Below are 19,855 nucleotides of genomic sequence, written 5' to 3'. Positions count from 1 at the left end.
AGGTAGAACATGGAAGTTAAGAAAGCATTAGAAAATTATTTCAATGATCTTATACTTATGTGGAAAAGTGAGTATAATACCTATCCCAAAGTACCTTTAGATGAGGACATAAATCCACTATTATATGTCAGTGAACCGGACGAGGAAGAGTATGTTTGTTGGAAACCAATTGAAAAGTATGATTTAGAGGATTTTGAGGAAATTGAAAAAAGACTAGACTTGAATATTCATCATACATTAAAAGAATATTTCAATTCATATTGGTTTTTAAATCTACAAGGCTTCTACGAGGCAAAGTTAATTAACCTTGAACCCGTTGAACCCGGTAAATCTATAATTGAATTCTTTAAAGTGATGAAGCAATATGAAGAGAGCAATGGAAGAGAACTTAGATATATACAAATAGGATTTGTTTCACCAGTTGACATGGCAGTTATGTTTGACAATGAAACAGGACAAATAACTATAGAGGATTTTGAGAGACAAGAGCAAGAGGTACTAGCTGATACCCTAGTTGAGTTATTAAGTAATTTTAAAGTCGTTATATAAATTTTTCTAGGTTAAAAAGAATATATTGATTACAGATTAGAGAGTACTTATTCATTCAAGAAATTATCACAAGGAAGCAGGGGATTATTCTCTGTTTCCTTTATATATCTTTAAGTGATTTCGATAGGATAGCCGATACCTCCTACTACCTTATGAATTTTTGTGAGTGAATTTTGGGAGGAGAAACATGAACATAAATACTGAAAAAATTGAACATTTGTACCAGAGTATAGCAAATATTGTGAACGATATGATTCCTGAAGAGTGGGAAAAAATCTTATTATATGCTGAAATTAGAGAAGGTTATAAAAAGTGCTATTTTTACTATTATTCAACAAGTAGTTCTGAATATATTTATAGCCTAGACATTCCTGATTTATTTTCAATGGATGATGAAGAGTATGACAGGCTAGAAGATGAAATGTATGATGCTTTCTTACAACTTCAACAAGAGTTTAAGAATCAAGGACAAGAAGAGTGGACCTACTTAACATACACTTTAAATCACAAAGGGAAAGTGAACATAAAATATAATTACGAGGATGTCTCTGAAATTAGTCCAGTAGAAAAGCAGAATAGATGGGAAAAGGAAAATTTACTGGGTTGAGAGGCATATCGAACCGTCTGAACTTTATAGATAAGTAGATGAAAAGAGGCAGCTGATGGATTGTAAGGAATTAACGACTTTAATTACCAGGTTCAAGGAATTAGACGATTTCACAGGTGGAGTAGATAAAGCGCAAATCACTTTCGTACAAAATGAATTAGGGGTGGAACTCCCTGAGAGTTATAAATGGTTTCTATCCAATTATGGTTCCGGGGGTATGTTTGGAGTAGATATACAAGGAGTGGGTAAATCAAACCGTCCTCCTGTTATTGTTCATACAAAAAGATTCAGAGATTTAGGAATGGAAGAGGACTTAGTTGTCATCGAAAATGCAGGAGAATACGCTTATTGTCTATATACATCTAAAATGGAGAATGGTGAATGTCCAATTATTGCATGGAATAGAGTTGGAGGTCTTGATGACTACTACACAGCAGAGAATTTCTACGAGTTCTTATCTCAAAGGTTATTAGACGCAAAAGAAGCATGGAATGAAGATTTTTAAGGTGACGGTTAAAACAAAGAGGATGGAAATTAAAATGAATCAAAAGTTACTAAGTATGATTAAGAACTTTAAGGAAAAACGTGACTTTAGTGGCGAAGTTTCGGTCCAGATTATTGAATTGTGTGAAAGCAAGCTAGAAGTTGTTTTCCCAGATGAATACCGTGAGTTTTTACTAAAATTCGGATCAGGTGGAATTTGTAGCGTTAGTGTACTTGGAATAGAAAATGAAAGCTATTTTTCGGTGGAGGAAACTACTAAAAAGTTTAGAGGGTTAGGTGTACCTCATAAATATGTAGTTATTGAGAATGTAGACGAGTTTATAAATTGTCTTAATACCGAACAGAATTATAACATAATCAGATGGGATGAATTCAGCAAGAAAGAAGTTGAGAGGTATCATTCCTTTGACGAGTACTTAGAGGACAGCTTTCAAGAAGCGATAGATAACTGGTAGAGAAAAGTATGATTAAGAGTTAGCAGGGGACGAACCTCTGCTTCTTTTCTCTCATTAATTAGTGGAACTCACAAAATCCCTGCACGAAGTAGGTACATTCTAAATAGTTTTTAAAGATAGGACCTTCCTTCTGAACGCGAACGCTCTGCTCGAAAATTTTCTACATATAATAATTTTTAAACAAGCGTTTGTTTAACCTGAATTATTGTATTGTTATGAAGAGAAGGAGAGCTTTACGACTAATATCGACTATTTCTGCAAAGTATATTGATATATTGATAGGTTCCTTTGGTATGAGGAGTGTGAGAGTTGGGCATCTCTCCAATCGAGCCGAGAAAAGATGAATTAGTCAATAAACAAGATGAATTATTCAATAAAAGCCTAGAAGTATACAATAAAACCGTCCAAGTATACAATAAATCACTTCAAATGATCGAGAATCCATATATTTACAAGAGAAGCGTCGTCCAATACGTTGAAATGCACAAAAATGGGTCGGCGTGCCTGTCCCCTCAGCCCACACAATCACTCCACGGAGGTGAAACATCATCCCTAAAACGGACAATACCCTTGCGATTCTTTGGATGCTTCGCACAGGAGAAAAAATAACGGCCAAACAAATAGCAGAAAAGCTAGAAATGAATATAAGGACGGTCTATCGTTACATGGATACACTTTCTACAAGCGGTGTTCCTATCATTTCAGATACAGGACATAATGGAGGGTACACATTACTGAGTCAATTTTATGAATCCCCTCTCTTTTTTGATCAGGAAGAACAAACTTCCTTACTACATGCTGCCACATTTGCAGAGGGAGCTGGATATTATGGCGGGGAAGCGCTCGCTAGGGCTGTTTCCAAGCTAAACAACTATACAAATCAAGAACAGGAAGAAAAGATAGCCAAACAGTTTACTAGTTTGGAAGTATTAAATCGTATAATCTCCCACCCCCAGTCCACTCTCCAAGCCTTGGAACAAGCTATTTTGGGTGGATATTCCGTAGAAATCAAATACAAAAATAAAATGGAAGAACCATCAAATCGGACGATAGATCCATACCGAATTATTCATTGGAACCTCAATTGGTATGTATCCGGGTTTTGTCATTCTAGAAATGATATTCGAAGTTTTAGGGTCGATCGAATAGAAACGCTAGTACCAACGGAAAACCAGTTTACACAACCAGAGGATTTTTCAACAAGCGCTGCCTTTCTAAACAATCTTTTTCCATCTATTGATAAGGAAGAAACTGCTGTGCTCGTACTTACAGGGAGTATGCATGCACTAAAGGATATTTGCCAACATTGGTTCTTTGAGAATTACCTACAACAAAGAACAGATAATCAAGCAACTTTCCTTCTCGAGAAGGAAGTCTTGCACAAGTATGTTCCATCCTTACTTATCCCTTTTGGCACCTCAATCAAAGTCAAGGAACCGCAAAGTCTAAAAGAGGAAATGATAACAACCTTATCAACATTGATAAAATTTCACCAAGAATAAAACTTCCCTGACAGCGGATGTCAGGGAAGTTTTATTATACTAGGTGATATCAATGATGATGGGAGCGAATATAAAATGCAAACAAAGAAGGCGTATCTGTATGTATGTGATACCATGTCAGACTGGGAATATGGTCACTTAATAGCGGAACTGAACACAGGGAGATATTTTAAAAAAGACATCCCTCCTCTAAACATTGTGACACTAGGAACAACCACAGAAACCATCACCACAATGGGTGGATTGAAAATAACGCCAGACCTTTCCCTCGATCAATGTACTTTTAATAAAGCAGACTTGCTCATCTTACCTGGAGGATTTACTTGGGGAGAAAAAGAACAACACCCCATCCTACAAAGAATAGGGAAAGCATTAGATACAGGGACCATCGTTGCGGCAATTTGTGGCGCAACAGAAGCCCTAGCCAATATGGGATACCTCAATAATAGAAAGCATACAAGCAATAATTTGGATTATTTGAAGATGGTATGTCCCGATTATAAAGGAGAAAATTTTCACGAAAAAGACCTCCTGGCAACTACCAGTGATAACCTAATTACCGCATCCGGCATCGCCCCCCTTGAATTCGCAAGGGAAGTACTCCAAAAACTAGAAGTACTATCACCCGAAACACTAAACTCATGGTATCAACTTAACAAAACGCAAAAACCAGAATATTTTTTTGAATTGATGAGATCGGTTTAAGGGGAAGTAGGGGGACAGTCCTCTTTTCCATTCCACAAAAAAGCACCTTAGAGCCCAGCTTCTAAGGTGCTTGCTATTATCATTTAATTTATTTCTTCGTTGTTTAATTCCACTTTCTTCTCAGCAAATTCTCCGGCAAACCAATTCTTTTTGAAAACCTCCACCCCTGTCAACGGAACAGTGGACTCATCTTCGTAAAAATGAGAGATAATCACAATGTCATCTCTATTTTGAAGCAGTGCATGTACTTCACCGTGAGTGGACAGGCGATCCGTTTCCTCAAAACTTCCCGTGCTGTGGCCAAGCAAAAGTCCATTTCTGCCTAAGAAGAAGGAATCGCTAATCATTGCCGGGGTACCATGGAGGACATTTGGGTTGTTTGTGCTTGATCTTCAGTTTCTTATAAAGTGTGTTGTAGTTGTTGTGGGAGTTTATGGAGTGATGATATTAGGAGTCGTTGGGATAAACATGTCTACCCATTTTCGCTTTAATGTAAAAAAGTAAGGTTTAAGAAGTATTCCAGAATCATATTTTTCTTAGATAATTTTTTTAAAACAAACGTTTGATTAATTTCGTTCTTGAAGTTGGTAAATATGAACTGAGATTACATCGAGGAATATCGACTATTTACGCATAGTATGTTGCGATAGTTTCTGGAAGGTGTTGAAATACATCTAGAAAAAAGGGTTGCAGGACACCATGTCCCTGCAACCCATCACATCAAATTTCTGCGTTTTGCACTTTTGGTTTCTCTTTGGAAAGAATCCACCCAAACAACCCAATTAACACAAGCACAACCCAAAACGTAATTTTCCATGGAGCTCCTTTAGCAAATCCCTCCGAAAGAATCGCCAGTTCCGGATGGGAAAGTGCGTACACTCCAAGTTTTACCCCTACCCAGCCGACCACAAAGAAGGCAGCGGTCTCGAGTCCAGGGCGTTTTTCAAGCAAGGTAACAAAGTAGCCGGCTGCAAATCGCATGATGACCAATCCAATGATTCCGCCTGCTAAGATAACAGCGAAATGTCCACCATCTAAACCACCAATTGTCGGTAGGTTTGTCGTCGGAAGCATAACGGCAAGTGCAACTGCAGCAAGGATTGCATCAACAGCAAATGCAATGTCAGCTAGCTCTACTTTGATAACAGTCATCCAGAAGCCGGAGCCTTTCTTTTCCTCCGCATGCTTTATGAGCTTAGGCTTTAATACATGCTTTTTCAGAAGATGATAGATAGCAATCCCCAACAAATATAGTGCCCCTACAGCCTGAACCTGCCAAATGTGTACAAGGTAGGAGATAAGGAACAAGGATCCGAATCGGAACACAAATGCCCCTGCTAATCCGTAAAACAAAGCCTTCTTTCGTTGGTTTTCCGGTAAATGCCTTACCATTGTTGCAATAACAAGCGCATTATCGGCTGCTAAAATTCCTTCCAAACCAATCAATATAAGTAACACCCAACCATATTCAAGCAATAATCCAATATCCAACTAAAATCTTCCTCCGCTCCATTAATCTATTATTTTTGTCCATCATGTAAAACAAGGTTCATTTAAATGGCTGGTGATGACGGCAATGCCAAGGATCTTGGTGGGTTGTGAATGTCCAAGATTAAAATCGATACGGCATACAGTTTTAATGTGACAATGAAGGTTAACCAGATTAATATATTCTTCTCAGAAAGGTGGTTCAATTTAGACGTTCTTCTCCTTTTTAGGTTGAGTTTTTAATTTAAATTGGTATTTGCAATCGTGATGTTTAGATGGTTATTCCCTCCTTGGAAAATACAAAAAACCTTTACCAATTGAATGGTAAAGGTTTGAATATACACAAATATATCCCTTTACCATAATGGCAAAGGTCTCGCAAACAACGTTAACGTTGCCAGTTAAGCCGGTGATATTGCTATCACGTATTGTCGACATAACTGTCAGCTACTCCCCTTTGGAGTATATAGGCTCATATCGAGCGAAGCACTAACTCATGTGCTATTAAGATTATAATATTATGTTCTGAATTATTTTGCAAGAGAAATATTTTGTGGTTGTGGTGACTTGTCCCCCACACCCCTCCAAAAAATAGTTGACACACTATATCATTTAACGATATATTATATTTAATGATATATCATTAAATGATATAAAAGGGGTGAAATGATGGCGAGAAATGATGCACTGGAGACAGGGGAGCTTACCGATACTTCCTTTTATATCTTGCTCTCTTTAGTGGAAGCGCGACATGGTTATTTAATCATGAAGAACATTGAAGAGCTGACAAACAATGAATTTTCCATCGGACCGGCATCTATGTACACGACAATAAAGAAGCTTTTGGCTGCAGGGATGATTGAACAATTGGCGGAGGAAGCGGACAAACGCAAAACCTATATTGCTACAAAAAAAGGCTTGGATTTATTGAATAAAGATATTCAAAGGCGAGAAATGATGATCCAGCACGCAAAGCAAATATTAAACGGGGGAGTGAAGGAGTAATGGCACAAACAAAATATATATCATCAGGTGGGTTGGCATTTGATGAAGAAAAGGATATGAGAAAGCTGGCAGACCTTGCACGAAAAGGTTGGGTGTTTGAGAAATTTTCGTTTCTGGGATATAAGTTGAGAAAGTCCTCCCCTGAGGAATTGCAATATGCCCTGGATTATCGAAAGGAAGCAGATGAAGATTATTTTGCATACTTTGAAGAGGCCGGATGGAAGCATGAAGGGACATCAGGTGGATACATTCATCTGTTCAGCGCGCCAAAGGGCATTGCGCCGATCTATACGGACCAATCTTCCATTCTAGAAAAGTACCAAATCGAGAAAAAGTCGATGGGGAAAGCGGCACTCTTGATGCTGTTCGTAAACATTGCCCTTACCGTCGTGTTTTATCTTTTCACCACTGCATCGTTCTACCAAATCTATGAAACACCAATCAAACTAACCTTTACTGTCATTGAAGCGATAGCACTAATCGGCCTCATATTTACCGGACTGCCTTACTTGGGTTATGTGTATCGGGTGAGAAAGTGGAAAAGGTAGAAAGGACTGAGGGGACAGGCACGCCAACCCGTCTTCCCTTTAAGGCACTAAAGTAAGGTCTGAGGAGAATTTCCTCAGACTTTTTTGCATCATAATTTCCCCACATAATTATTTTTAAACAAACGTATGATTAAATTTGTTTTTGGTGTTGGTATGATTGGGTTGATAAGGAACCGAGTAATATCGACTATTTTCGCATAGTTTAGTGAAATAGTTTTTCGGAGGGTTAAATCTATAAAAATAGTTCATAATAACTATTTATTCCCATTTTATACTAGATTTATTCCACTCACTAACCTATCATTGGAATTATACTAATTATTCCAAATGAAAATGAGGTGTCTCTTTGTCCAATCTTCAGAAGACTGCAGTATTTTTATTAGCTATTTCTATTTTATTACCAGTGTTGTATTTTATAATTCCTCTAGCTCTGCCATTTCTTTTTTTAGCTGGAATGCTCTATTTGAAAGCAAACTTACCAAGAATTAAAGGGGCTGTTGGGAGCGGGCAGTGAACAAGGAGTTAGAGAAGCTGGGCCCGTTGTATAACGTGTATCATGATTTATATGTTCCAACTGAGAATGGTGGTACGTCGCAAGTTGATCATGTCGTGACTTCTCCCACTGGAATCTTTGTTATTGAAACCAAGCATTATGATGGGTGGATTTTCGGGAAGGAAAACCAGCGCAATTGGACGCAGGTGATTTATAAGCGAAAAGAGAAGTTTTTAAATCCGATATGGCAAAATCATGGGCATATCAAAGCATTGAAGGGGTACCTTGGAGAACATTATAACTTTCAATCTATCGTTGCCTTCTCCAGTAAGTCCACGTTGAAATTTGAAGTCGATTTCAGTTCGGCAAGAGTTATTCATATTCCTCAGCTAAACAAGGTCATAAAGGAATCGTTAAACCGTCAAATAAGTGAGGTGGAGCTGCGAGGGATTAATAAAGCCTTGGAGAAATTAGTCATCCATGATGGGAAACAAAAGAGAATTGTACATAAGCAGCATGTGGAAGCGATAAGGGATAAGCAGAGGGAGAAGGCGACTATAAAACCGGTAGTAAAAAAAGCACCTTTTATCGAAGCGAACACCGAGTTGTGCCCGAAATGTGGGGGGCAGCTTTCAATCAAAAAAGGCAAATATGGATCTTTTTATGGGTGTAGTGGGTATCCTGGTTGTAAGTATACTGCTAAGGTGTCTTGAGGGGGGCGGGCTGAGGGGGCAGGTACGCCGACCCGTCTCTCCGAAAATCTAGGTGAGCAATTATTTGTTAATGCTTCTTTGTCACTAGCAATAGTGGTGTCTTATAGAAAAACGCGTACTTTTAATAGAATATTGTTCTTTTTTTGTCGGTATTTGGACATTCTTAATATGTGATTTAGGATTAAATCTGCTGAAACAAACTCCTCTAAATGTTGCACCTTAAATGCCACAGTGACAGCCACCGATTCATCTGTTAATTTATAAGAATAGTATGATAGCAAAATATTACCTTATAAATGAGACCTTTATTCCATTAGAATAGAATTATTACTTAATATGATATCTTCCCTGGGGGCCAATATGTTTTTTTCCTTACGAAATCGACTATTTTTTATTTTTACACTTTTGTTAACGGTTCCATTTATTGTTTTATCCATTATTATACCAAGCTGGTTTACTTCGGTTATTGAAGATCAGACTAAAAACAACACCCTTGATATGATGGATCAATATTCATTATATTTGGATTCTGTAACTGTACAAGCAGAGGATCTTGGTAAGCAGGTGTTAGTGAACCAGACCACCCAACAATGGCTACAGTTGGAAGAGAACGACAGTGCTTCTTTGGCCGAGCTCCATTTTATTCGAAATGAATTTAAAAACTGGCTGTCCACCATGGCCTTAAATAATTCCAATACCATGTCCATTTCAGTTTTTTTGAATGATGGCACAGGAATATGGACAAATCATCCCTTTCTCTCTGAGGTCCAGTGGTTTCAAGAGTACTCAGGGAAAAACCGGCGATGGATCAAAGCCCATACAGACGCCTATCAGCAAACTTATGTACAAAGCTATGTAAATAGTTTTGTAATCCCTTTATATGATATCTACACGCTTCATCAATCCGGAGTAATAAAAGTGAATCTGCCATCGACCTTGCTAGAAACAGCCCTAGAAAAAGTTACACTAGGGGAAAATGGCCGAGTACATTTATTGAGCAGCACCGGTGAAAATGTTCTGACAGGAAGCGTAAGCACTCCGGAGGTTGTCCTAGACGATAGTTTAAGAGAAATAGTGAATAGTGCAAGTAGTAAGGGCCTGATAGAAAGTTCTCACAATGGGGAGGAATATCTCGTTTTCTATCAAAAACTCTCTGTAGGGGATTGGATTCTCTTCAGTGAAATCACCAAATCAGAGTTGTTTTCCAAAGTAGATCAATTACAAAATCGATTGCTTTATACTTCTGGACTCATTTTTATTCTGACGATTCTCGCTTCCTATTTGTTTTCCACCAACATCGTTCGACCTCTTGGAAAGATGACCAAAGCGATGGAATATATCGAGCGGGGAGATTTCACAGGTGCAACACACTATATGCCTACAATAAAGACCCCAAACGACGAAGTTGGCTATCACATTAAAGTATTTAACCAGACCGTTGACCGGTTGAATAAACTGATAAAAATTGAGTATGAGGCAAATCTTCGACGAAAAGATGCAGAGTATAAAGCATTGCTTCTCCAGATCAATCCCCATTTTATGAATAATACGCTTGAGATTATTGGAGGATTGGCAGCGCAGGGGAAAAACAAAGACGTCATCAATGTCAGTGTCTATTTAGGGAGGATGATGAGCTATTCGTTGAATACCCATACCGATGTTGTACCTTTGGGTCAGGAGATTAATTATATACGCAATTTCACAGACATTCTCAAAGTCAGGTACGAAGATGCTATTTCGATTAGTATTGTGGAGGAACCTGAAACAAAATCGTTGCCGATAATCAAATTTATCATACAGCCGCTTGTGGAAAATGCAGCCAAATACAGCTTTATGGAGAACACCCATGCAGAAATAATGATAAAGACAGTTAAAGAAAAGGACCAGGTATTCATCTCGGTTGAAGATAATGGCATCGGGATGTCAGATGGAGTCAAATTAGATTTGATGAATGCAGATATGAATGATTCCACGAATGTTTTGGCAAGTAAGGGGACAAGTATCGGGTTGAAGAATGTCCTGGGTAGATTGAAGCTTTATTATGGGGACGATTTTAGCTTTCATATTGATTCTCAGGTAAATAAAGGAACGAAGATTACATTATGTATAAAAATTAAGGGGGATATACATGATGAAAGTGCTGATTAGTGATGATGAAATTCAAATACGCAAAGGGCTGCGAATGAAAATGGATTGGGCACAGGCAGGATTTGAAATTGTAGCTGAGGCAGCAAATGGCCAGGAAGCCCTTGAGATCCTGAAAGAAAAAGAGGTGGACATCGTTATTACAGATATTCGCATGCCCATCATGGATGGGATGCAATTTGTCAAGCGATGCCATGTGGAGTACCCGGATATAAAAGTGATTGTGCTATCGGGCTATTCTGATTTTGAATATGCCAAATCCTCGATGAAGGCTGGAGTAAAAGACTACCTTCTAAAGCCTGTTGCTCCTGATGAACTGGCGGATGCACTGCAACGAATCCGCAGCGAAGCAGATATGGAAAAGAAAAAACGACTGGAATCGGAGCGCATAAGCCGTTTTGTCCTTAACCAACTGGAGGAGATGCGCGAACAGTATTTGCTGTATTTAGTGAAAGAGGAATTTACGGAATATAATGTAGCCAAGGATAGGTTAAAGCAGTTGCAACTGGAGACTTTGGCACAGGAAAACACCGAGGTTCAATTCGTAACGGTTGAAATGAGAAGTGCAAAAGGAAACCCCGATGAATTGAAGGAGCTGCTGCTACCATTTAAGATGCTCTGCAAGGAATATGCTGAAAGGAATGAAGGTACACACTTCTTCTATGATGCAGGTTATTCTAATATGATTCACTTCATACATCAAAAGCCTGTTGCACCCTTAACGCATTCATCGAATTTTATCAGAAACTTGCAGGCCAAAGTAAAAGAATATTTGAAAGTAGAAACGGTTATCGGCATCGGGAAGGGTGTCAAAGGTTTTCAGCAATTTAAGAATGGGTATATTTCCGCACTGCTCTCTTGGAGTCAAAGTCAGGTTGGGGGTCATTCACAGGTGATGGAAGGGACGGCTCAAAACGAGGTATTCAACTTCACCTTGGATGTGGAGAAGAAACTGACGAATGCCATTGAAAATGCTGACCAAAGGGCATTCCAAGATTCTCTTCAAGATGTTTTAGGAGGAAATCTCTCCATGATGGCATTTTCCTTTCTGGCCAACCGGGTTCTATTTCTATTAGGCTCACTTTCCAGAAAATATGACGTGGATACGGTGGAGGTGAAAGATAGAATCTGGAATTGCCAGCAAAGCATATGGGAACTTAATTCTCAAATCAGGGTGAAAGAGCAACTTCAACAATTGGCCCAAGCCATTGTACAGAAGGTAAAGGAAGTCCGATCTTCTTCAAGTGGTTCTGAATTGGTGGAAAATGTAAGACGATTCATCGAGTCTCATTATGCTAGCGAGATTACACTCTCCAGCTTATCAAAACAATTCCATATTAATAGTGCTTATTTATCCGAGATTTTTAAAAATCATGTAGGCCAAAATTTTAGTGATTTCCTAAATTGCCTGCGAATGGAGAATGCCAAAAAGCTCTTAAAAGATCCACAGCTTAAGATCATAGACGTTGCGCACCTTGTCGGCTTCTCCAATTCAGGGTATTTCAGTACAGTTTTCAAAAAGCAATTTGGTTATTCACCTGCAGATTATCGTAAATCCATAAACCGTGACAGTTGAGGTAAATAGAAAGAAAGGTGATCTTATGAAAAAGATAGCCCTTATCCTTGTAATGTTAGCTTTGGTCATAGCAGCAGGGTATGTCCTGATTGAAAATAGCTTCTCTGATAAAAGGGTGGAAAACGGGGAAGAAGCGGAAAGTGTAGAACAAATAGAGCTCACCTTTTGGCGCAATCTAGGAAATGCGTCATTTAATTCTGCGTATGAACAATTAGTAGCGGACTTTGAAGCGCTACATCCCGATATAAAAATCAATATGCAGGCACAGTATTGGGGACAGGAATATGAATTACGTCTTCGTACGGAATTGGCTGCCGAAAACCACCCGGATATAATGACAATCGACAGTCCCAACTTAGGGCTCTATGCCAATGCAGGATCACTTTTATCCTTGGATCGGTACATGAAAGAGGAAGGCAATATTGATGACATCTCAAAGCCGACCATTGCCGGATTAACCTTTGAAGAGGAAATTTATCTTGCACCCATTGTAGAATCCAGCATTGCCTTGTATTACAATAAGCATTTATTTAGAAAAGCGGGTATACCTTTTCCGTCACAAGACCCTGATAATCCTTTGACATGGGAAGAGGTTTTGGAGATTGCACTAAAAATAAATAATCCTGATCAAGAAGTATATGGAATAGATCCAGCCCAGGGATTCTCGGATGGCGAGGGTCCCGCCTATTTCAAAATGCCTATTCTATGGCAGTTCGGCGGGAGTGTACTGAGTCCCGACGGAACCACAGCAGAAGGTTACTTGAACTCCGAAGAATCTTTAAAAGCACTGCAATTCTATCAAGACCTCTATCTCAAACATAATGTGGCTACGATGCAATTGCCCCCAGCATCTTTTGAAACGGGGAAGCTTGCGATGACCATTTTGGGATCCTGGGATTTGCAACAGTTAGAAAACATTCAAGACTTTTCACTAGAAGAGGATTTTGGAGTCGCTCCGTTGCCGAGGGGGGAGTATCAGGTGGCTCCTGGCGGAGGCTGGGCTGTAGGGATATCGTCCCAAACGAAGTATCCGGAAGAGGCCTGGGAATTCGTAAAATTCCTGACAAGTTATGAGGGCTCCAAAAAGTTTGCCGAGATCACGGGGGAAATTCCTGCTAGATATTCAGTTGCAGAAGCACTTCCTCAGTTTAACGAGTATCCCAAAAATATCTTTATTCAACAAGGTCAGAATCATTCCAAAAACCGGCCGGTTACCCCCTACTATTCTGTAATTAGCGATACAGTCAAGGTATTATTTGAAGATGTGGGTATTAAAGGTAGGAATGTAAAAGCAGCGGCAGATGAAGCGGTTGAGAAGATAAACAATGTCTTACAGACGAATGAATGAGATATAAACCTCCAATAAAACTATTGGGGGTTTTTGAATGCGTTTACAATATCCGAAAATATTAAAAGTCTGCAACCAAAAATATTAAACTATCATCCTGGTCATTTTTGATAAAGTGAGAGTGAAGACGGAGTGTTTTCCGTCATTGTGATGGAGGTGTACATCCTATGCTTGATATGTCTCAATGGTATATTCGATTAGGAAATTGGGCGTTTAATCTAGTATTACTCAACTTTTTATGGATCTTATTTTCTATATCAGGTCTTTTGATAGCTGGGATTTTTCCCGCAACTGCGGCAATGTTTGCAGTTTTAAAGCAAATGATAATGGAGGATGAGAATCCAGCTATTATTAAATCCTTTTGGGGTCATTTTAAATCAGATTTCATCAAGTCAAACATAATTGGGTATCTGCTGATGGTGATGGGATTTATCTTATATCTGGATATCCGAGTGCTGCAGGAGATGGAAAATGGCATTCTTCCATTGGCTTTGGCAAGTGCAACGGTTGTCATAGGTATTCTCTATCTCTTGACTCTATTGTACATAGTCCCGATCTTCGTTCATTTTAAATTGAAGCTCTTGCAGTACCCATTACATGCGGTGATTCTTGCTATTGCAAAACCGTTTCATACCATCTACCTGCTTGCACTGCTAGCAGTGGTTGCTTACGCCTATATAATAATTCCAGCTTTAATGTTGGTTTTCGGAATAAGTCTTGCAGCCTATTTCATGACAAAAGTGGCTTCCTATTCCTTTCCGAGAAAAGAGAAAGCTTCACATGCTGAGAGATTTCCCTCTGAAGTTCTTTAATATAATTCAAGATTTTGAGAAAACCTTTCGTGTTTAGCGAGGGTTTTTATTTTTATGCTTGCCAGGGGTGTAACCGGTTTCAACTACCGAAAATATTAAAACACTTAACCCAAAAATATTAAACTATTCTTTTCTTTAATTACGCTATATTTGAACTAAGAAAGCGCTATCTAAATCTGCTTTATGTATGAAGCAGGTTGGAGAACAAATTACAAAATATATAAAGGGGTGATATTGATGAGTCAGGGCTTAGAACCTCTGGACAAGCCGGTCGACATTACAAGTCAGGTCACGAAAATTCCTAAAACAAAAAAAATGAAGAGGAACCGTATGGCCTACATAAAGAAAAATTGGGTTCTTTATTTGTTCTTGGCACCAGCTTTATTATCTGTTTTTATTTTCAACTATATACCAATGTATGGGGTGCTGATTGCTTTTCAGAACTTTAGTGTGACAAAAGGGATTTGGGGAAGCGACTGGGTTGGTTTAGCCCATTTCACCAGTTTCCTGACCTCACCAAACTTTCTACAGATTTTCCTGAATACGATAAAGCTGAGTTCTTATGAATTGCTGATCGGGTTTCCTGTCCCGGTCATATTGGCTCTTATGCTTCATCAGATCAGAAGGTCGGGAATCAAAAAGAACATCCAGTTGGTTATCTATGCACCTTATTTCATTTCAACGGTAGTTATAGCCGGGATGCTGTTTCTCTTCTTATCTCCGGCAGGACCGATTAATGGATTGCTTGGATTATTTATGAATCGACCTGTTTCATTTATGTCGGAACCTGATTACTTCAGAACCATCTTTATTACATCGGGTATATGGCAGGGGGCAGGCTTTGCATCTATTGTCTATGTTGCGGCACTATCCAATTCTGATCCACAGCTGCATGATGCAGCAACAATCGATGGTGCCTCCCTCTTACAGAGAATTTGGCATATTGATCTGCAAGTACTGAAACCGGTGATGGCGGTTCTTTTCATTCTTGCAATTGGAGGAATTATGGGCGTCGGGTTTGAAAAAGCCTACTTGTTACAAACAGATCGGAACTTGCCAGCTTCTGAAATTATCGATACGTATGTGTATAAGCGGGGGCTCCTGGCAGGAGATTGGTCCTTCGGTGCTGCGGTAGGATTATTCAATACCGTGATTGGTCTTGTATTACTAGCAACAGCGAATCAAGTAGTGAAAAAACTTAAAGGCGAAACGCTTTATTAGGAAAGGAGGAAAACGATGAGTAGTTCTAAAAGTACCCATTTACTAAACAGCTCAAAAACAGACCGGATAATTCTTCTGGTCAATAAAGTCTTGTTGGGTCTGGTTGTAGTGGTTGTTACAGTCCCTCTCTTATATGTCCTACTTGGCTCGTTTTTACAGCCGCAAATCCTGGCTACAAAAGGACTGTCCTTCAACCCTGATCATTGGACGGTTGACGGATATATTCGAATCTTCCAAGATGGAACGATTATGAGAGGCTTCTTCAACTCTGTCCTCTATGCATCAGGATTTACATTTGTAGCCATCAGCTTTACCGTTCTTGCCGGTTATGCATTATCAGTGGACGATCTGGTCGGGAAAAAGTTCTTCGTTATCTTCTTCCTAGTTGCCATGTTTTTCAATGGTGGAATGATTCCGACCTATTTAGTAGTCCGTTCATTGGGATTGCTGAATACACCTTGGGCCATTATTCTCCCGGGCGCAGTGGGAGTTTGGAATCTTATATTGGCAAGGACCTACTTTAAAGCGATACCAATTGAGCTGAAAGAGGCCGCAAGGATAGATGGTGCATCAGACTTGATGATTTTCTGGAAAATCGTCTTGCCTTTAGCCAAACCGATTATCTTTGTACTGGCACTATTCGCTTTTATCGGTCAATGGAATGCTTATTTCCAAGCGATGATTTATCTGGATGACCGTTCACTCTATCCGCTTCAACTTGTATTGCGTGAAATACTCATCCAGAACGAGGTACAGCCCGGCATGATTGCCGATCAACTGGCTCGTGCGGAGATGCAGAAAATCGCAGAAATGATTAAGTACTCGTCCATTGTTGTGGCAAGTTTACCTTTATTGATTATGTATCCGTTCTTCCAGAAGTATTTTGAAAAAGGAGTTATGGTTGGGTCATTAAAATAAATACTTATAAAATGAAAAGTGGGGTTAGGTTATGAAAAAAATGTACAAAGTACTGATGGCTTCTTTGCTGGCAAGTGTATTATTGATCGCTGGCTGCTCTAAAAATGCAGAACAGACATGGTCAGATAATTATGAGTTAGAAGATATTACATTCCCATTAGAGCAAGAGGATATTTCATTAAAAATTATGACTTCCAGCTCTCCGCTGGCTCCTAATGATCCGAACGAAAAATTGATTTATGAAAGATTAGAAGAGAAAACAGGCGTTCACATTGAGTGGAGAAACTTCACAGGTGAAGTGTTTGGAGAAAGAAGAAACCTTGCGATGGCTACTGGCGAAATGCCGGATGCAATCAAAAATGCTGCATTCAGCGATTATGAACTGTTAAAGCTTGCAGAAGACGAGGCCATTATTCCACTTAACGATTTGATTGAAAATTATATGCCAAACCTGAAAGCTGTATTGGAGAAAGCTCCCCAATATGAAGCGATGATGACAGCCCCTGACGGGAATATTTATGCCTTTCCTTGGATTGAAGAATTAGGAGAAGGGAAAGAAAGCATTCATTCTGTCGATAATTTTCCTTGGATCAATGTAGAGTGGCTTGACCAATTAGGGCTGGAAATGCCGACTACGACTGATGAATTGAAAGAAGTATTGATTGCTTTTAGAGATAACGATCCTGCAGGAGATGGTCAAACAATTCCCATGTCATTTATCATCAATGACGGTGGACAAGATCCAGGCTTCTTATTTGGAGCATTTGGCCTCGGCGATAACTGGGATCGCACAGTAGTGACGAATGATGGAGAAGTAAAATTGACTGCAGCGGACGAAGGTTATATCGAAGCAATCAAATTCATGAACGATTTGTATGATGAGGGACTTCTTGATATTGAGGGATTTGAGCATGAATGGCCTGCATATGTGGCCAAAGGACAAGAAGGACGCTATGGAATGTACTTCACATGGGATAAAGGAAATATTACGGGAATGAACGACAAATACGATTTAATGCCTCCTCTATTCGGACCAGATGGCCACAAGAACGTCACAAGAACCAATGGAATGGGCTTTGACCGCTCCAGAATGGTTATTACAAGTGCCAATAAAAATCTTGAATTGACAGCAAAATGGATTGACGAACTTTATGATCCAGCACAATCTGTACAAAACAACTGGGGCACATTTGGTGATGATGAACAACAAAACATCTTTGAGTGGGATGAAGAGGAAGAAATGCTAAGACACTTGCCTCTCGACGGTACTGCACCTGTTGAATTGCGTGAAAAAACCTCTGTCGGTGGACCTCTTGCGATTTTAGACAGCTACTATGGTACGGTTACAACCAAGCCTGACGATGCTGCGTGGAGATTGAACTTGATGAAAGAAGTCATGGTACCACACATGAAAGCAGAAAATATCTACCCGAGAGTATTTTTCGATAAAGAGGAACTTGATCGCCTTTCCAAGATCGAAGCGGACTTGCTTCCATATGTAAACCGAAAGCGTGCAGAATGGATTACCAATGGACAAATAGAAGCGGAATGGCCGGAATATCTAGAAGAATTAGAGCGCTTAGGTTTATCTGAATGGCTTGAAATTAAACAAGCAGGATTCGATAGACAGTAATCATTATACAAGTGCCTGTCACCTCCCGGAATACGGACGGTCTTTGTCAGTAGATTGGGAGGTGTCCGGCATTTTCCTTGAAAACTGGAGAAAGCCCCGAAAAGGAGAGAGTGTTCATGACAGTACAATATAAAGAGAAACATCGGCCGCAATTTCATTTTTCCCCCAAGGAAAAATGGATGAACGATCCGAACGGATTGGTGTTTTTCAATGGAGAGTATCATTTATTTTATCAATATCACCCGCATGGTACGACATGGGGGCCGATGCATTGGGGCCATGCCGTAAGTAAAGATATGGTCCATTGGGAAGAACTTCCTATTGCATTATACCCGGATGAGCATGGTGCCGTCTTCTCCGGAAGCGCGGTTGTGGATTGGAACAATACTACGGGATTTTTTGAGAACTCCCCGGGGTTGGTTGCAATTTTTACACATGCAGATAACTATCCAGGAACAGAGCGGCCAAGACAACGTCAGAGCTTGGCATATAGCAAAGATGATGGAAGAACATGGGTAACTTACGAAGGGAATCCAGTCCTTTCTGATGTGGATATTACAGACTACCGAGATCCAAAAGTGTTCTGGCATGAAGAATCAAACAAATGGGTGATGGTGCTTGCAACAGGTCAAACCGTTACAATTTACACATCCCACAATTTGAAAGAGTGGGAATTTGCCAGTCTGTTTGGAATGAATGAAGGGTCACATGACGGAGTTTGGGAATGTCCGGATTTATTCCAATTGCCCATTGATGGAAATCAGGGAAACAAGAAATGGGTCATGCTTGTAAGTATTGGAGATAACCCGAAATTCAAAGAAGGATCCAGAACGCAGTATTTTATCGGAGACTTTGACGGCACAACCTTTCTGAATCAACATTCTGAAGAAACTGTTCTTTGGCTGGACTATGGCAGAGATAACTATGCAGGTGTCAGTTGGTCTGATATTCCACAAGAGGATGGCAGACGAATCTATATTGGCTGGATGAGCAACTGGCGCTATGCTAATCAAGTGCCCACAAAAGAATGGCGCAGTGCAATGACATTACCAAGAGAATTATCTTTAACCACCACGTCCACAGGTCTGCGAATCGTGCAGTTACCTGTGGCGGAAATCAATGGCATTCGCGGGGGAGCGGAGACATTTAGAAATATAGCTCTTGATGGAAAGGAACCGATTTCTTACAAAATCAGTGAATTAACAGAGATAGAAATTGAATTTGAAAAGGAGACCGCAGAAACTTTCGGTTTATCTATCCTTCATTCCAAGAAGGAAAAGACAACGATCAGTTATGATGCAGTGAAGGAAGTGTTAATCGTAGATCGTACGGCTGCAGGTGATAATAGCTTCTCAGAATCATTCGCTACTATCCAGGAAGCCCCATTGAACATGGAAGGCAAAACAATAAATCTTCAAGTATTCCTGGACGCGTCATCCATTGAGGTCTTTGCAAACAATGGAAGGATCGCAGTTACCAGCCTGCTTTTTCCTCATGAAAAAGCAGATAAGATGAACTTATTTTCAAAAGAAGGAACGGCAAACATACGTCAATTAGCACTTACACCTCTTAAATCAATCTGGAGTGAGTGAAGAGTAAAGTAAAGAAGGGCTCTAATCGAAATTTTGATTAG

19 protein-coding genes are annotated in these 19,855 nt (G+C 39.6%); 17 read left to right on the top strand and 2 right to left on the bottom strand.

Annotation, left to right across the window (positions count from 1 at the left end; all coding sequences use genetic code 11):
* The first annotated feature begins 9 nt into the window (after positions 1–9).
* The 6 genes from K7887_RS20295 to K7887_RS20270 all read left to right on the top strand — a co-directional run bounded on the left by K7887_RS20295 (position 10) and on the right by K7887_RS20270 (position 4,322).
* Positions 10–549: a SecY-interacting protein Syd gene (locus tag K7887_RS20295; RefSeq protein WP_223491431.1), complete on the top strand. Its 540-nt coding sequence runs from the start codon at positions 10–12 to the stop codon at positions 547–549.
* A 187-nt stretch (positions 550–736) separates the two neighbouring features.
* Positions 737–1,156, top strand: a complete 420-nt coding sequence (locus K7887_RS20290) for an immunity protein YezG family protein (protein WP_317849225.1) — start codon at positions 737–739, stop codon at positions 1,154–1,156.
* 55 nt (positions 1,157–1,211) lie between these two features.
* Positions 1,212–1,661: an SMI1/KNR4 family protein gene (locus tag K7887_RS20285; RefSeq protein ID WP_223491430.1), complete on the top strand. Its 450-nt coding sequence runs from the start codon at positions 1,212–1,214 to the stop codon at positions 1,659–1,661.
* Positions 1,662–1,695: 34 nt separating this feature from the next.
* The gene (locus K7887_RS20280) at positions 1,696–2,115 is read left to right on the top strand and encodes an SMI1/KNR4 family protein (RefSeq protein WP_223491429.1); all 420 of its coding nucleotides are present in this window, start codon (positions 1,696–1,698) and stop codon (positions 2,113–2,115) included.
* Between the two features lie 548 nt (positions 2,116–2,663).
* Complete coding sequence (locus K7887_RS20275; RefSeq protein ID WP_223493716.1) at positions 2,664–3,617, top strand: helix-turn-helix transcriptional regulator; 954 nt, start codon at positions 2,664–2,666, stop codon at positions 3,615–3,617.
* A 75-nt stretch (positions 3,618–3,692) separates the two neighbouring features.
* The gene (locus K7887_RS20270; RefSeq protein WP_223491428.1) at positions 3,693–4,322 is read left to right on the top strand and encodes a DJ-1/PfpI family protein; all 630 of its coding nucleotides are present in this window, start codon (positions 3,693–3,695) and stop codon (positions 4,320–4,322) included.
* 83 nt (positions 4,323–4,405) lie between these two features.
* On the opposite strand, the gene K7887_RS20265 is transcribed toward K7887_RS20270, so the two are convergent.
* Positions 4,406–4,669: a hypothetical protein gene (locus K7887_RS20265; RefSeq protein ID WP_223491427.1), complete on the bottom strand. Its 264-nt coding sequence runs from the start codon at positions 4,667–4,669 to the stop codon at positions 4,406–4,408.
* A 373-nt stretch (positions 4,670–5,042) separates the two neighbouring features.
* Complete coding sequence (locus K7887_RS20260; RefSeq protein WP_223491426.1) at positions 5,043–5,813, bottom strand: TerC family protein; 771 nt, start codon at positions 5,811–5,813, stop codon at positions 5,043–5,045.
* A gap of 666 nt (positions 5,814–6,479) precedes the next feature.
* On the opposite strand from K7887_RS20260, the gene K7887_RS20255 reads away from it, so the two are divergent.
* The 11 genes from K7887_RS20255 (at position 6,480) to K7887_RS20205 (ending at position 19,814) form a co-directional block, all read left to right on the top strand.
* Positions 6,480–6,815 carry a PadR family transcriptional regulator gene (locus K7887_RS20255; protein ID WP_223493715.1) on the top strand — a complete coding sequence of 112 codons (336 nt, stop codon included), beginning with the start codon at positions 6,480–6,482 and terminating at the stop codon, positions 6,813–6,815.
* Positions 6,815–7,363: a DUF2812 domain-containing protein gene (locus tag K7887_RS20250; RefSeq protein WP_223491425.1), complete on the top strand. Its 549-nt coding sequence runs from the start codon at positions 6,815–6,817 to the stop codon at positions 7,361–7,363. Before K7887_RS20255 ends, K7887_RS20250 begins: the two co-directional genes overlap by 1 nt.
* Before the next feature lie 510 nt (positions 7,364–7,873).
* Positions 7,874–8,569, top strand: coding sequence for an NERD domain-containing protein (locus tag K7887_RS20245; protein ID WP_223491424.1), 696 nt, complete (start codon positions 7,874–7,876; stop codon positions 8,567–8,569).
* A 360-nt stretch (positions 8,570–8,929) separates the two neighbouring features.
* Complete coding sequence (locus tag K7887_RS20240) at positions 8,930–10,717, top strand: cache domain-containing sensor histidine kinase (protein ID WP_223491423.1); 1,788 nt, start codon at positions 8,930–8,932, stop codon at positions 10,715–10,717.
* Entirely contained in the window at positions 10,698–12,290 is a 1,593-nt protein-coding gene (locus K7887_RS20235; RefSeq protein WP_223491421.1) for a response regulator transcription factor, read from the top strand. The genes K7887_RS20240 and K7887_RS20235 overlap by 20 nt, the downstream gene beginning before the upstream one ends.
* Positions 12,291–12,315: 25 nt before the next feature.
* Entirely contained in the window at positions 12,316–13,638 is a 1,323-nt protein-coding gene (locus tag K7887_RS20230; protein ID WP_223491419.1) for an ABC transporter substrate-binding protein, read from the top strand.
* Between the two features lie 167 nt (positions 13,639–13,805).
* Positions 13,806–14,450: a YesL family protein gene (locus tag K7887_RS20225; protein ID WP_223491417.1), complete on the top strand. Its 645-nt coding sequence runs from the start codon at positions 13,806–13,808 to the stop codon at positions 14,448–14,450.
* Between the two features lie 315 nt (positions 14,451–14,765).
* A complete protein-coding gene (locus tag K7887_RS20220) occupies positions 14,766–15,671 on the top strand; it encodes an ABC transporter permease (RefSeq protein ID WP_223493714.1) in 906 nt (301 codons plus the stop codon).
* Positions 15,672–15,686: 15 nt separating this feature from the next.
* Positions 15,687–16,589: a carbohydrate ABC transporter permease gene (locus K7887_RS20215; protein ID WP_223491415.1), complete on the top strand. Its 903-nt coding sequence runs from the start codon at positions 15,687–15,689 to the stop codon at positions 16,587–16,589.
* Positions 16,590–16,620: 31 nt separating this feature from the next.
* Positions 16,621–18,222, top strand: coding sequence for an extracellular solute-binding protein (locus tag K7887_RS20210; RefSeq protein ID WP_223491412.1), 1,602 nt, complete (start codon positions 16,621–16,623; stop codon positions 18,220–18,222).
* Positions 18,223–18,338: 116 nt separating this feature from the next.
* Positions 18,339–19,814 carry a glycoside hydrolase family 32 protein gene (locus K7887_RS20205; RefSeq protein WP_223491411.1) on the top strand — a complete coding sequence of 492 codons (1,476 nt, stop codon included), beginning with the start codon at positions 18,339–18,341 and terminating at the stop codon, positions 19,812–19,814.
* The last annotated feature ends 41 nt before the right edge of the window (positions 19,815–19,855 follow it).

It is taken from the genome of Sutcliffiella horikoshii, from assembly GCF_019931755.1.
Taxonomy (GTDB): domain Bacteria; phylum Bacillota; class Bacilli; order Bacillales; family Bacillaceae_I; genus Sutcliffiella_A; species Sutcliffiella_A horikoshii_E.
This window is presented reverse-complemented; position numbering and strand designations above follow the sequence as displayed.

Coding starts and splice junctions, on each gene's coding strand:
- K7887_RS20295 (WP_223491431.1), top strand. CDS start 10: ATGGAAGTTAAGAAAGCATTAGAAAATTATTTCAATGATCTTATACTT.
- K7887_RS20290 (WP_317849225.1), top strand. CDS start 737: ATGAACATAAATACTGAAAAAATTGAACATTTGTACCAGAGTATAGCA.
- K7887_RS20285 (WP_223491430.1), top strand. CDS start 1,212: ATGGATTGTAAGGAATTAACGACTTTAATTACCAGGTTCAAGGAATTA.
- K7887_RS20280 (WP_223491429.1), top strand. CDS start 1,696: ATGAATCAAAAGTTACTAAGTATGATTAAGAACTTTAAGGAAAAACGT.
- K7887_RS20270 (WP_223491428.1), top strand. CDS start 3,693: ATGCAAACAAAGAAGGCGTATCTGTATGTATGTGATACCATGTCAGAC.
- K7887_RS20265 (WP_223491427.1), bottom strand. CDS start 4,669: ATGATTAGCGATTCCTTCTTCTTAGGCAGAAATGGACTTTTGCTTGGC.
- K7887_RS20255 (WP_223493715.1), top strand. CDS start 6,480: ATGGCGAGAAATGATGCACTGGAGACAGGGGAGCTTACCGATACTTCC.
- K7887_RS20250 (WP_223491425.1), top strand. CDS start 6,815: ATGGCACAAACAAAATATATATCATCAGGTGGGTTGGCATTTGATGAA.
- K7887_RS20240 (WP_223491423.1), top strand. CDS start 8,930: ATGTTTTTTTCCTTACGAAATCGACTATTTTTTATTTTTACACTTTTG.
- K7887_RS20235 (WP_223491421.1), top strand. CDS start 10,698: ATGATGAAAGTGCTGATTAGTGATGATGAAATTCAAATACGCAAAGGG.
- K7887_RS20230 (WP_223491419.1), top strand. CDS start 12,316: ATGAAAAAGATAGCCCTTATCCTTGTAATGTTAGCTTTGGTCATAGCA.
- K7887_RS20225 (WP_223491417.1), top strand. CDS start 13,806: ATGCTTGATATGTCTCAATGGTATATTCGATTAGGAAATTGGGCGTTT.
- K7887_RS20220 (WP_223493714.1), top strand. CDS start 14,766: ATGAAGAGGAACCGTATGGCCTACATAAAGAAAAATTGGGTTCTTTAT.
- K7887_RS20215 (WP_223491415.1), top strand. CDS start 15,687: ATGAGTAGTTCTAAAAGTACCCATTTACTAAACAGCTCAAAAACAGAC.
- K7887_RS20210 (WP_223491412.1), top strand. CDS start 16,621: ATGAAAAAAATGTACAAAGTACTGATGGCTTCTTTGCTGGCAAGTGTA.
- K7887_RS20205 (WP_223491411.1), top strand. CDS start 18,339: ATGACAGTACAATATAAAGAGAAACATCGGCCGCAATTTCATTTTTCC.